The following is a 12,979-nucleotide window of genomic DNA, read 5'->3' as shown; positions in this document are numbered from 1 at the left end:
GTCTTGGTCACCTAATGGTGGTAAGCCACGCCGCCCAAGTTGGCTGAGCTGCGATGATCTTGAAAATTCACCGGCTTCAACTGCGACGACGTGGACGCCGGGGTGACGAGAACCACGTCAGAGGCGCTCGGCCACATAGTCGAGGCACTGGGTCAGGGCGGCCACGTCGGACGGCTCCACCGTGGGGTAGAGGGCGATCCGCAGCTGATTGCGACCGAGCTTGCGGTAGGGCTCGGTGTCCACGATGTCGTTGGCCCGCAGCACCTTGGCGATCGTGGCGGCGTCGACGCCGTCGAAGTCGATCGTGGCCACCGCGGCCGAGCGCAGGGCGGGGTCGGTGATGAACGGCGTCGCGTACGTGGACCGGTCGGCCCAGCCGTAGATCGCGGCCGCGCTCTCGGCGCTGCGCTTCACCGCCCACGACAGGCCGCCCTGGGCGTTCATCCAGTCCAGCTGCTCGGCCGCCAGGAACACCGTGGCCAGCGCGGGGGTGTTGTAGGTCTGCTCGAGGCGGGACTGCTCGATCGCGGTCACCAGGTCGAGGAACTGCGGGATGTAGCGGCCGCTCGCCTTGATCTCGAAGGCCCGCTCGATCGCGGCCGGGGACATCAGGGCCAGCCAGATGCCGCCGTCCGAGCCCAGTGCCTTCTGCGGGGCCAGGTAGTAGACGTCGGTCTCGCGGAGGTCGACGTCGAGGCTGCCGCCGCCCGAGGTGGCGTCGGTGAGCAGCAGCGCGCCCGGGTCGGCCCCGGCCACGCGGCGGACCGGCACGGCGACGCCGGTGGACGTCTCGTTGTGCACCGAGGCATAGACGTCGACGCCGGCCTCGGCGGTCAGGTAGGCCGCCTCGCCGCCGGGCGCCTTGTGCACGGTCGGCCGGGCCAGGAACGGGGCGTCGGTGACCGCCTTGACGAACTTGGCCCCGAACTCGCCGAACTCGGCGAACTGCGCCTTTTCCCGTACGAGGCCGAACGTCGCGACCTCCCAGAAGGCGCTGGTGCCGCCGTTGGCCAGGATCACCTCGTAGCCGTCGGGCATCGAGAAGAACTCGGCCAGCCCGCGCCGGAGCCGGGCCACCTGCTGCTTCACCGTCTGTTGCCGGTGGGAGGTGCCGAGGAACGTGCGCGACACCGCGGACAGCGACTCGACGCCCTCGGGGCGCACCTTGCTCGGGCCGGAGCCGAAGCGTCCGTCGACGGGGCGGAGAGTCTCGGGGATCCGGATGTCAGTCACGCCTAGAGATTATGCTGCAGAGCTTCGAAGCCCTCGACCTGCTGGGGCTTGCGCGGCGGGGGTCCCACATAGCGGACCGACGGGTGCACGACCCGGCCCAGCCGCTTCTGCTCGAGCACGTGCGCGCTCCAGCCGGCCACCCGGGCACAGGTGAACATCGAGCTGAACATGTGGCCCGGCACCTCGGCGAAGTCGAGCACCACGGCCGACCAGAACTCCACGTTGGTCGGCAGCGGCCGGTCGGGCTTGCGGGCCTGCAACTCGGCCAGCGCGGCCCGCTCGAACGCCACGGCCACGTCGTAGCGGGCGGCGCCCAGCTCGCGGGCCGTGCGCTTGAGCACCCGGGCGCGCGGATCCTCGTCGCGGTAGACCCGGTGACCGAAGCCCATCAGCCGCTCGCCGCGGTCGAGCACATCCTTGACGTACGACTCGGCGTCACCGCTGCGCTCCACGTCTTCGAGCATGGTGAGCACCCGGGCCGGGGCGCCGCCGTCGAGCGGGCCGGAGAGCGCGCCGATGCCGGAGGAGATGCAGGCGGCCACGTCGGCCCCGGTCGACGCGACCACGCGGGTGGTCAGCGTGGACGCGCTCATGCCGTGCTCGGCGGCCGAGATGAAGTAGGCGTCGACCGCCTTGACGTGCCGCGGGTCGGGCTCGCCGCGCCAGCGCCGCATGAACCGCTCGACGATCGTCTCGGCCTTGTCGATGTCTTTCTGCGGTACGGCCGGCAGACCCAGCCCGCGGGCGGCCTGGGCGACGAAGGAGAGCGCGGTGACCGACACCCGGGCCAGGTCGCGCCGGGCCTGCTCGTCGGAGATGTCGAGCAGCTGGTCGAGCCCCCAGTAGGGCGCGAGCATGGCGACCGCCGACTGCACGTCGACCCGGATGTCGCCGGAGTGCACCGGCACTGGGAACGGTTCCGCCGGGGGCAGCCCGGGACCGAACCGCCCGTCGACGAGCAGTCCCCAGACGTCGCCGAACGAGACCAGGCCGATCAGGTCTTCGATGTCGACGCCGCGATAGCGCAGCGCGCCCCCGGCCTCGTCGGGATCGGCGATCTCGGTCTCGAAGGCGACGACGCCGTCGAGCCCGGGCTTGAAGTCGGTCACGACCCTCCCTGCATACCTTCAATGCTGTAGGTGTTTCATCTTGCTCGCTGGGTAACGGCAGGTCGACCCGCCGCGATGTGCTCTCCGCGACACCCATCCTCACCGACCTGACGGACGGCCCGGAGGGACTTAGGGTCTTTAGCGGTGCTAACGACCACCGCTGACTATTCCCGCAGGAGCACACGTGACCCTCGAACCGCCCTCGCCCGCGAGCATGCGGCGTGACTACACCGCGCGCGGGGCGTTCCTCGAGACCGACCTCGCCGCCGACTGGCGCACCCAGTTCGAGGCCTGGTTCACCGACGCCACCGGCTACGGGCTGCCCGAGCCGAACGCGATGATCGTGTCGACCGCCACGCCGGAGGGCCGGCCGAGCGCGCGCACGGTGCTGCTCAAGGAGTACGACGAGCGCGGCTTCGTGTTCTTCACCAACTACGACTCGCGCAAGGGGTCCGAGCTCACCGCCAACCCGTACGCGAGCCTGGTCTTCCCGTGGTTCCCGATGCAGCGCCAGGTGCTGGTCACCGGCGCCGTCGAGCGGGTCTCCCGGACCGAGACCGAGGAGTACTTCGCGAGCCGGCCGCGCGGTTCCCAGCTCGGGGCGTGGGCCAGCCCGCAGTCGTCGGTGGTGCCCGACCGGGCGACGCTGGACGCCGGACTGGCCGCGGTCGAGCAGCGCTTCGGTGCCGGCGCGGTGCCGCCACCTGAGCACTGGGGCGGGTTCCTGGTCGTGCCCGAGACGGTGGAGTTCTGGCAGGGACGAAGCAGTCGTCTGCACGATCGGTTGCGATTCCGGCGTACGGGAAACCGGTCTTGGGTTGTTGAACGGCTCGCTCCGTGAGCTCGAAAGTCGCGGAGCGCAAGTCCTGGGTCATCGATGTCAAGCCGCTGAAGGTCACCGCCTATCGCCGGATGTGGGTCGGTAACGGCGTCTCGTTCTTCGGGTTCCAGTTCACCTCGGTGGCCGTGCCGGTCGAGATGTTCGCCATCACCAACTCGTCGGCCTGGGTCGGTCTGCTCGGCATCGCCGGCCTGGTGCCGCTGCTGATCTTCGGTTTGTGGGGCGGCGCCGCGGCCGACGTCGTCGACCGGCGCAAGCTGCTGCTGGCCAGCTCGATGCTGGCCTGGATCAGCACCGTCGGGCTGCTGGTGCAGGCGCTGGTCGGGGCGAACAGTCCGTGGCTGCTGCTGGCGCTGACCGCGGTGCAGTCGGCCGGCTTCGCGATCAGCTCGCCGACCCGGCAGGCGATCGTGCCGCGGATCGTGCCGGCCGAGATGGTGCCGTCGGCCAACACCCTCACCTATACGACCACCACCGCCGGCGGCGTGCTCGGCCCGCTCGCGGCCGGTCTGATCTTCGCGGTGGCCGGCACCGGGGCCGGCATCACCACGGCCTACCTGGTCGACGCGGTGCTCTTCACGATCTCGTTCTGGGCCACCTGGAAGTTGCCGCCGATCCCGCCCATCGAGCACATCCCGGGCGAGGCCAAGCCGTCGGCGGGTCTGCGCGGCATCATCGACGGGCTGCGCTTCCTGGTCACCCAGCCGGTGCTGCTGCTGTCGTTCGGGGTCGACATCATCGCGATGGTCTTCGCCATGCCGCGGGCCCTGTTCCCCGAGGTGGCGGTCGACCGGTTCGGCGGCGACTGGGCGGTCGGCTGGCTGTTCAGCGCGATCGCCATCGGCTCGGTGCTCGGCGGTCTGACCTCGGGCTGGATCAGCCGGGTCAAACGTCAGGGCGTGGCCCTGGTGATCGCCGTGGTCGCCTGGGGCATCGCGATCGGGTTCTCCGGCCTGGCCCACAGCCTGTGGCTGATGGTGCTGCTGCTGGCCGTGGGTGGCGCGGCCGACCTGGTCAGCGCCGTCTACCGGCAGTCGATCCTGCAGGTCTACGCGCCCGACCGGCTCCGCGGGCGGTTGCAGGGTGTGTTCACCGTCGTCGTCGCGGGCGGTCCACGCCTGGGCGACCTGCGGGCCGGGGCCACGGCCGACCTCACCTCGCCGGCCGTCTCGTGGGCCGGCGGCGGCTTCGCGGCGGCCGGACTCGCCGTCGTGCTCGCGGTCGCCTTCCCGGCGCTGGTCAAGTACCGCCCACCGGCCGCTACGGCCGAAGGTGAGACCCGATAATGTCCAAGTCATGACGAGTGTCGTTGCCGCGAAGTCCGGCACCCAGTGGTCCATCGAGGCGGACGGGCAGAGCGCCGTCGTCGTGGAGGTCGGCGGCACGCTGCGCGGCTACTCCGTCGGCGACGTGTCGGTGCTCGACGGTTTCGAGGCCGACGAGCTGTCCCCGGCCTCGGCCGGTCAGGTGCTCGCGCCCTGGCCCAACCGCATCCGCGACGGTAAGTACACCTTCGAGGAGCAGGCCTACCAGCTCTCGCTCACCGAGCCGGCCCGCAACAACGCCATCCACGGCCTGGTCAACTGGAGCAGCTGGAAGCTGGTCGAGCAGTCCGCGTCGGCGCTCACCATCGAGTTCGACCTGCCCGCCCAGATCGGCTACCCGTGGTGGCTGACCCTGCGGGCCACCTGGTCGATCTCGGCCGACGGCCTGCGCTGCGACTCCGCGGTGGTCAACAACTCGCCGACCAACGCGCCGTGGGGCTACTCGGTGCACCCCTACGTGCAGCTGCCCGGCGTGAGCGTCGAAGACACCCTGCTGCACGTGCCCGGCCGCAACCGGATCGTGGCCGACGGCCGGCTGCTCCCGATCGGCGCCCACGAGGTGGCCGGCAGCGAGTACGACTTCACCGAGCCCCGCAAGATCGGTGACCTGGTGCTCGACACCACCTTCGGCGACATCTCGCACGGCACCGACGGGATCACCGAGGTGACCATCGCCGACCCGTCCTCCGACCGCAAGGTCGTGGTCTGGGCCGACGACAAGTTCAAGTACTGGCAGGTCTTCTCGGGCGACACCCTGCACGGCGAGCGGTTCCGGCGCTCGCTCGCGATCGAACCGATGACCTGCCCGCCCGACTCGTTCCGCACCGGCCGCGACCTGATCGTGCTGGCCCCGGGCGAGCGCTGGACGGCCTCGTGGGGAATCAAGGGCTGACGATGGAGTTCGCCGAGGTGCTGCGTCGGCGGCGGATGGTACGTAACTACGACCCCGACCGTCCGGTGCCGCCCGAGATCGTGGACCGGATCGTGCGGCACGGGTTGCGCGCGCCGAGTGCCGGCTTCTCGCAGGGCTGGAGCTTCCTCGTGCTCACCGACGAGAAGGACCGCGAGCTCTACTGGTCGTCGACCGCCTCCGACGAGGCACCCGACAACTGGCTGACCGGTATGCGGAAAGCGCCGGTGATCATCGTCTGCTTCTCCAACAAGTCGGTCTACCTCGATCGTTACGCCCAGCCCGACAAGGGGTGGACCGACCGCGACGAGGGGCACTGGCCGGTGCCGTACTGGGACATCGACACCGGCTTCGCCGCCCTGCTGATGCACCTGAGCGCGGTCGACCAGGAACTCGGTTCCTGCTTCTTCGGCATCCCGGTGCCGGCCATCGCAGGCTTCAAGGCGGCGTTCGGGGTTCCGGCCGAGTTCAGCCCGATCGGCGTGCTCAGCGTCGGCTATCGGGCACCGGACAAGAGGTCTCCGTCACTCAAGCGCGGGCACCGCCCGGTGGACGATGTGGTGCATCATGGCCGGTGGGCCGCGCCGGGACAGGGCTAGGCTGTGGTGATGAATTCGGGAGAGGGGGATCGGCCGTGATCTTCAAGGCGGTCCGCGACGGAGCCCCTTACCCCGCCCACCACACCACTCTCAAGGCGTGGGCCGAGATCCCGCCGCGGCCGATCCGGCTGGCCGATCTGATCACCACCAAGCGCGAACTCGCGCTCGACAAGCTGCTGGCCGAAGACTCGACGTTCTACGGCGACCTCTTCCCGCACGTCGTGGAATATCAGGGCGCCCTCTATCTCGAGGACGGTCTGCACCGCGCCCTGCGGGCGGCCCTCCAGCAGCGCAACCAGATCCACGCCCGGGTGCTGGTGGTCGAATGACCGTCGCGCCGCTCGACCTTCTCGACGTCGACACGCTGCTGAGCGACGAGGAACGCGACATCCGGGCCGTGGTGCGCCGGGTGGCCGACGACCGCGTCCGGCCGCACGTCGCCGAGTGGTATGAGAAGGGCGAGGTTCCCGTACGCGACCTGGCCCTCGAATTCGGCAAGCTCGGGCTGCTCGGCATGCATCTCACCGGCTACGGCTGCGCCGGTGCGTCCGCGGTCTCCTACGGCCTGGCCTGCATGGAGCTCGAGGCGGCCGACTCGGGGGTCCGCTCGTTGGTCAGTGTGCAGGGCTCCCTGGCCATGTACGCGATCTGGAAATACGGGTCGGAGCAGCAGAAACAGCAGTGGCTGCCGGGTATGGCGGCGGGCGAGCTGATCGGCTGTTTCGGGCTGACCGAGCCCGACCACGGCTCCGACCCGGCCAACATGTCGACCCGGGCCCGCCGCGACGGCGACGACTGGATCCTCGACGGCGGCAAGATGTGGATCACGAACGCGCCGCTGGCCGACGTGGCCGTGATCTGGGCCCGCGCCGAAGAGGGGGTCTACGGCTTCGCCGTGCCGACCGGCACTCCGGGCTTCGCGGCCCGCGAGATCAAGCACAAGATGTCGCTGCGGGCGTCGAGCACGGGCGAGATCTCCCTCGACGGCGTCCGGCTGCCCGACTCCGCTCGGTTGCCCGAGGCCCGAGGGTTGAAGGCGCCGCTGTCCTGCCTGACCGAGGCCCGGTTCGGCATCATCTGGGGCTCGATGGGGGCCGCGCGCGACTGTCTGCGGGTCGCCCTCGACTACGCGACCACCCGGGAACAGTTCGGCCGGCCGATCGGCGGGTTCCAGCTGACCCAGGCCAAGCTGGCCGACATGTCGCTCGAGCTGCAGAAGGGCTTCCTGCTGGCGCTGCACCTGGGCCGGCTGCGCGACTCGTCCGGCGGGCTGCGCCCCGAGCAGGTCAGCGTGGGCAAGCTCAACAACGTGCGCGAGGCGATCGCGATCGCCCGGACGTGCCGCACGATCCTTGGCGGCAACGGGATCAGTGGGGAATATCCCGTTATGCGTCATGCGAACAATCTGGAGAGCGTGCTCACCTACGAGGGAACTTCCGAGATCCATCAGCTGGTGATCGGTCAGAAATTGACGGGATTGAGCGCATTCGCCTGAGCGTCCGCTGCGAATGTCGTACCCCCCTCGTACCTTGAAGACATGGCCAAGTCACCGGACGTGTCTTCCGACGTCACGCCGACTGTCGACGAACCGACGCGGGAGTACGACACCGCGCCACCGCAGCCTCCGGCCACCCCGGAGGTCGCCCCCGAGGCAGCCCCAGAGCCGCCCCCGGCCAACAAGGTCAGCGGCTTCGCCCGCCTGCTGATCTTCACGTTCTTCGTCTTCGCGCTCATGGTCGCGACGTGTCTCGGCCTGCGCGCGGTCAACGTGCTGCCCAGCTTCGACAACCCGTTCTCCGACAAGACCACCGACCGCAGCCAGCCGGTGCTGCTGCAGTCGATGCGCGACCTCAGCCGCTACGTGGCGGCCGACGGCACCTTCCAGGTCATCGTCGACCTGCAGGAGAACAAGGAGAACATCCCCGACTTCCTGGTCAACCGGCGCACGCTGTTCGTCGGCTCGGGCACGGTGGAGGAGTACGTCGAGTTCGGCTCGCTGTCCGACAAGGCGCTGACCATCGACAACGACAAGAACACGGTGACCATCACGCTCCCGCCGCCGCAGCAGGGCACGGCCAACCTCGACATGCAGAAGAGCTACGTCGTGGCCGAGGAACGCGGCCTGTTCAACCGCATCGGCGACGCCTTCCGCAGCGATCCGGGCAAACAGCAGCAGGTCTACGCCCTGGCCCAGCAGCGCATCACCGAGGCGGCACAGTCCAGCGGCCTCGACGACCGGGCCAAACAGAACACCGAGCGCATGCTGCAGAGCCTGTTCACCCGGCTCGGCTATCAGACGGTGACGGTCACGTTCGACACCCCGTGACCGAACGGAAACGCCCGCCCCGCATGTGCGAGGCGGGCGTTTTCGTGTTTCTCCAGAGGGGCCGGGCGCCGCCGGGCCGGGGGCGTGGGCGACGGCGCCCGGGGTGAGCGGAACGGTCACTCGTTGGGCAGCAGGACCCAGAGGATGATGTAGACCAGGAACTGCGGGCCGGGCAGCAGGCAGGACAGCACGAAGATCAGCCGCATGATGTTCGGCGAGACGCCGAAGCGGCGGGCCAGTCCCGAGCAGACGCCGGCGATCCAGCGGTCGTCCCGGGGGCGAGCGAGACGGCGAGTCACAGTCACTTCACTCCTTCACTGAGGGTCCCGGCTCGGCGCCGGTTCCTGATATCCACGGTAAGGACGCGGTGACGGTGTGCCCTCGGTCCGCAGGTGGATTAAGGGGTCCCGGCTCCCGTAAGGGTGACCCGTACCCGTACGTCCTCCGCTGTTAACCTGGGGTCCGATTTCTGGCCCCCGGCGCGGCACGTGCCGGGGGTTGAGCGATGCCTATGGACGAGACAGGGCGGTGACTGACCGGTGACGCTGGCCGTCCTGCGCGCCGGCGCCGGGCACGCCCTCGGCCTGGCCGATGAGCTGACCGACGCTCTGCGGGCAGCCGGGGCGAGCAGTGTCGAGAGCGGCCCCGACGCGCTGCGCCGGGTGGCCCGGACGGCTCAGGAACCGGTGCTCATCTGCGACGACAACCTGGTCGCCCACCCGAGCCTGTTGTGGATGCTGGCGACCGAGCCGGCCGGACGCACGACCGCCCTGATCATCCCCGACCCGGCCGGTGACCTGCGGGAAGACCGCGGCAAGGTCCTCACCGCGACCGGTGACAGCCCGGGTAACGTCCGCTACGGCGGCGCGATGTGGGTGGCCCCGGCCGACCTGCCGGTGCTGGCCAAGGCCGTCGAGAGTGGCCGCGACCTGATGCCCGCCCTGCTCGAGGCCGGGCTCGTGCCGGTCGCGACGCCGCTGCGGCTGCTCAAGGCCGAGCTCGTCCACGACCCGGCCGAGCTGGCCCGGGCCCGCGACCAGGTCGCCGCGGTCGACGAGGACAAGGCCCGCCTGCGTATGGCGGTCAAGGAGAAGGACGACTTCTTCACCACGTACGCCGTCAGCACCTGGTCGCCCGTGGTCACCAAGCTCTCCGCCCGGCTCGGCCTGACCCCGAGCGGCGTCACCGCGATCTCGGTGCTGTTCGCCGTCGCGGCCGCTCTCGCGTTCTGGCAGGCGTCGCGGCCCGCCATGATCGCCGGTGGGGTCCTGCTCTACCTGGGCTTCGTGCTCGACTGCGTGGACGGGCAGCTCGCCCGCTACACCCGCCGGTTCGGTGCGTTCGGCGGGTGGCTCGACACGATGGCCGACCGCGCCAAGGAATACGCGGCCTACGCGGGTCTCGCCGCCGGGGCCGAGCGCCTCGGTATCCCGTACGCGTGGCCCCTCGCCATCACCGCGATCGTGCTGCAGACCGTGCGGCACATGACCGACGCCTGGTACGGAGCGCTGCACGACGAGGCCGCCGCCCACCCGCGCCCGCAGGCCGGCGGGGGAGTGGGCGCCCGGCTGAGCGCGGCGTCGACGCGGGTACAGGGCGACACGGGGTCGGTGGCGTACTGGCTCAAGCGGATCGTGGTGTTCCCGATCGGCGAGCGCTGGGCCCTGATGTCGGTGCTGGCCATCTTCACCGACGGGCGCATCGCCCTGGCCGGCATGGTGATCTGCGGGCTGTTCGCCATGGCGTACACGCTGGCCCTGCGTTCGCTGCGGGCGATCAGCATGCGGGTCGGCGTGCTCGACAAAGTGGACACAGCCCGCTTCCGCGACGACGGGCCACTGGTCCGCGCCGTGCTCGGCCGGCTTCCGGTGCCGGCTCCGCTCGCCTTCGCCGCACTGGCCGCCGTCGCCGCCCTGGGCCTGGTGATCGCCCTGCTCACCGGCGGTTTCGAGCCCACGGCCCCGGTCGCCGTCGCGGTCACCGCCCTGATCGTGCTCGCGGCCGGACTCCCCGCTCGGGCCCGGCACGGCGGCCCGCTCGACTGGCTCGTCCCGGCCGCTCTGCGCGCGGCCGAGTTCGGGTTCGTGGTCGCCGTCGGGGTGTCCGGCTCGGTGCCGACGCCGGTGACCTATCTGCTGCTGTTCACCCTGACCCTGCACCACTACGACCTCGTCGCCCGGATGGAGAAGTCCGCCCCCGCGGGCCAGGTCACGCACGACTGGCTCGGCTGGGACGGCCGGGTGCTCGTGCTGGCCGTCGCGGCCGTGGCCGGCTTCGCCACCGCGGGCGTTCTGGCGCTGGCCGTGGTCGTGCTCGGCTCCTTCCTGTTCCACACGATCGCCGACTGGCGGACAGGTGGCACCCGCTCGTGACCTTCCTGAGCATCGTTCTGCCGGTCTACAAGGTGCAGGGCTACCTGCGCCAATGCTTGGACTCGCTGCTGAGCCAGTCGTTCGCCGACTTCGAGATCGTGGCCGTCGACGACCGCTCGCCCGACTACAGCGGCGCGATCCTGGCCGAATACGCGGCCCGCGATCCCCGCGTACGGGTGGTGACCGCGCCCGAGAATCTGGGTCTGGGCCGGGCCCGCAACCTCGGCCTCGAGCACGCCACCGGTGAGTACGTGTGGTTCGTCGACTCCGACGACTGGCTGTCGCCCGGATCGCTGGCCGCGGTGCACGACCGGCTGCGATCGACCGAGGCCGACCTGCTCATCGTCGGGTGGGACCGGGTGCACTGGGACGGCCGGGTGCAACCGGGCACCGCGCGCAAGCCGCTGGCCGAGGCGCCCGAGGTCTTCTCGGCCGAGCAGTGGCCGCGGGTCCTCAACATCCTGCACGTGGCCTGGAACAAGGTGGTCCGGCGCGACTTCCTGCTGCGGCTCGGGTTCGTCTTCGAGGCCGGCTGGTACGAGGACGTCTCGTTCTCGTTCCCGGTGATGCTGGCCGCGCCGCGGATCAGCACCCTGTCCCGGACGTGCGTGCACTACCGGCAGCGGCGCACCGGCGCGATCACCCGGACCGTGGGCGACCGGCACTTCGAGGTCTTCGATCACTGGGAGCACGCCCAGGCGCTGGCCACCAAGTACGCCACGCCCGGCGACGAGGTGCGCGGCCTGCTCTTCCGCCGGATGATCTGGCACTTCCTGCGGGTGCTGCGGCACGACGCCCGGGTGCCACGCGCCTCCCGGGCCCGCTTCTTCGCCCGCATGCACGAGATGTATCAGCAGTACCTGCCGCCGGGCGGCTACCCGGCTCCCGGCCGGGGTGAGGGTATTCGCTACCAGTTGGTGGCTCGGGGCTCGTACCGGACGATGCGTCTGTTCGACTTCGCGGTGGGCAAGGCACGGTGGGGGCGGCGGCTGGCCCGGCGCACAGCCGGCTTCGTCAAGCGCCGGGCCCGGCAGGCCGTCGGACACCTTTATTACCGTACGCAGTTGCGCCTGCCGGTCGACGAGTCGCTCGCGCTGTACGGCGCCTACTGGTTCCGCGGAGTCAGCTGCAACCCGGCCGCGATCGCGACCAAGGCGGCCGAACTGGCCCCGCACGTGCGGCACCTCTGGGTCGTCGCGCCGGGCCGGGCCGGGTCGCTGCCACCGGGCACCGACCACGTGGTGGCGGGGTCGTTGCCCTACTACCGTGCGCTGGCCCGGGCCCGCTATCTGATCAACAACGTCAACTGGCCCCATCGGATGGTCAAGCGGCGCGGCACCACGCACGTCATGACCCATCACGGCACCCCGCTCAAGAAGATGGGCGCCGACCAGGTGGACCACCCGGCGGGCGTACGGGATCCCGACTTCCGGGCCCAGATGCGGCGAGCCGACCGCTGGGACCTCAGCGTGACCGCCAACGCGCACACCACGGTCGCCTGGGAATCGGCGTACCCGTGCGGCTACGAGACGCTCGAGGTGGGCTATCCACGCAACGACCGGCTGGCCCGGGCGACGGCCGCCGACAGCGCCGCCGCCCGCGAGTCGCTCGGCATCCCGGCCGGCCGCCGGGTCGTGCTCTTCATGCCGACCCACCGCGAGTGGCTGCCCGACGGGCGCCAGCCGATCGACGTCGAGCGGCTGGCCGACGCGGTCGGACCGGACACGTTGCTGCTGGTCCGCAAGCACTATTTCTCGACCGGCACCGAGCTGACGGGCGCGGGCAACGTCGTCGACGTCTCCGAGCATCCGGTGGTCGAGGATCTTTATCTCGCGGCCGACGTGCTGCTCACCGACTACTCGTCGGCGATGTTCGACTTCGCCGTGCTGGACCGCCCGATCATCATTTTCGCGCCGGACTGGCCGGTCTACCGCGATCTGCGGGGCACCTACTTCGACCTCCTGGCCGAGCCGCCGGGAGCGGTGGCCACGGACTTCGCGGGGCTCACCGACCTGTTCGGCCGGGGGGCATATACGGACGAGAACGCCGAAGCCGCCCGCTCGGCGTTCCGGAAACGCTTCTGCGCTCTCGACGACGGCCATGCCGCGGAGCGGGTCGTGCGCCGGGTCTTCCTCTCGAACTAAGGTGTAATCACGCGGTTACCCTGGGCAAATGGCACGTTCACCCGATGGCGTTACATCGATACTCCTCGTCAAATTAGGCCGATCGCCGGCCATCGTGGGACCGGGATCACATTGATCGTG

Annotated in this window: 12 protein-coding genes; 9 read left to right on the top strand and 3 right to left on the bottom strand. The window is 70.3% G+C overall.

What is annotated here, in order from left to right; all coding sequences use genetic code 11:
* Positions 1-117 precede the first annotated feature (117 nt).
* Entirely contained in the window at positions 118-1,224 is a 1,107-nt protein-coding gene (gene serC, locus KOI35_RS29285) for a phosphoserine transaminase (protein WP_438870633.1), read from the bottom strand.
* 11 nt (positions 1,225-1,235) lie between these two features.
* Complete coding sequence (locus KOI35_RS29280; RefSeq protein WP_215791857.1) at positions 1,236-2,342, bottom strand: citrate synthase 2; 1,107 nt, start codon at positions 2,340-2,342, stop codon at positions 1,236-1,238.
* Between the two features lie 214 nt (positions 2,343-2,556).
* Between KOI35_RS29280 and pdxH the strand changes: the two genes are divergently transcribed.
* The 7 genes from pdxH to KOI35_RS29245 are packed head-to-tail and all read left to right on the top strand — an operon-like array spanning position 2,557 to position 8,343.
* Positions 2,557-3,183, top strand: a complete 627-nt coding sequence (gene pdxH / locus KOI35_RS29275) for a pyridoxamine 5'-phosphate oxidase (protein WP_215792038.1) — start codon at positions 2,557-2,559, stop codon at positions 3,181-3,183.
* A complete protein-coding gene (locus KOI35_RS29270; protein ID WP_215791856.1) occupies positions 3,180-4,469 on the top strand; it encodes an MFS transporter in 1,290 nt (429 codons plus the stop codon). Before pdxH ends, KOI35_RS29270 begins: the two co-directional genes overlap by 4 nt.
* A gap of 10 nt (positions 4,470-4,479) precedes the next feature.
* Complete coding sequence (locus KOI35_RS29265; RefSeq protein ID WP_215791855.1) at positions 4,480-5,400, top strand: aldose 1-epimerase family protein; 921 nt, start codon at positions 4,480-4,482, stop codon at positions 5,398-5,400.
* A 2-nt stretch (positions 5,401-5,402) separates the two neighbouring features.
* A complete protein-coding gene (locus KOI35_RS29260) occupies positions 5,403-6,017 on the top strand; it encodes a nitroreductase family protein (protein WP_215791854.1) in 615 nt (204 codons plus the stop codon).
* Positions 6,018-6,052: 35 nt separating this feature from the next.
* Entirely contained in the window at positions 6,053-6,346 is a 294-nt protein-coding gene (locus KOI35_RS29255; protein ID WP_215791853.1) for a type II toxin-antitoxin system VapB family antitoxin, read from the top strand.
* Positions 6,343-7,512 carry an acyl-CoA dehydrogenase family protein gene (locus KOI35_RS29250; RefSeq protein WP_215791852.1) on the top strand — a complete coding sequence of 390 codons (1,170 nt, stop codon included), beginning with the start codon at positions 6,343-6,345 and terminating at the stop codon, positions 7,510-7,512. The genes KOI35_RS29255 and KOI35_RS29250 overlap by 4 nt, the downstream gene beginning before the upstream one ends.
* 42 nt (positions 7,513-7,554) lie before the next feature.
* The gene (locus KOI35_RS29245; protein ID WP_215791851.1) at positions 7,555-8,343 is read left to right on the top strand and encodes a DUF4230 domain-containing protein; all 789 of its coding nucleotides are present in this window, start codon (positions 7,555-7,557) and stop codon (positions 8,341-8,343) included.
* A gap of 116 nt (positions 8,344-8,459) precedes the next feature.
* Here KOI35_RS29245 and KOI35_RS29240 read toward each other — a convergent pair whose 3' ends face one another.
* The gene (locus tag KOI35_RS29240) at positions 8,460-8,642 is read right to left on the bottom strand and encodes a PspC domain-containing protein (protein WP_438870632.1); all 183 of its coding nucleotides are present in this window, start codon (positions 8,640-8,642) and stop codon (positions 8,460-8,462) included.
* 240 nt (positions 8,643-8,882) lie between these two features.
* Between KOI35_RS29240 and KOI35_RS29235 the strand changes: the two genes are divergently transcribed.
* Together KOI35_RS29235 and KOI35_RS29230 are read left to right on the top strand one after the other, a co-directional pair.
* Positions 8,883-10,715, top strand: coding sequence for a DUF5941 domain-containing protein (locus KOI35_RS29235; protein WP_215791849.1), 1,833 nt, complete (start codon positions 8,883-8,885; stop codon positions 10,713-10,715).
* Positions 10,712-12,859 (top strand): bifunctional glycosyltransferase/CDP-glycerol:glycerophosphate glycerophosphotransferase, encoded by a 2,148-nt coding sequence (locus KOI35_RS29230; protein WP_215791848.1) that lies wholly within the window; start codon positions 10,712-10,714, stop codon positions 12,857-12,859. Before KOI35_RS29235 ends, KOI35_RS29230 begins: the two co-directional genes overlap by 4 nt.
* Positions 12,860-12,979 lie beyond the last annotated feature (120 nt).

Origin of the sequence: Paractinoplanes bogorensis, assembly GCF_018829635.1 — a bacterium.
GTDB lineage: Bacteria > Actinomycetota > Actinomycetes > Mycobacteriales > Micromonosporaceae > Actinoplanes > Actinoplanes bogorensis.
This window is presented reverse-complemented; position numbering and strand designations above follow the sequence as displayed.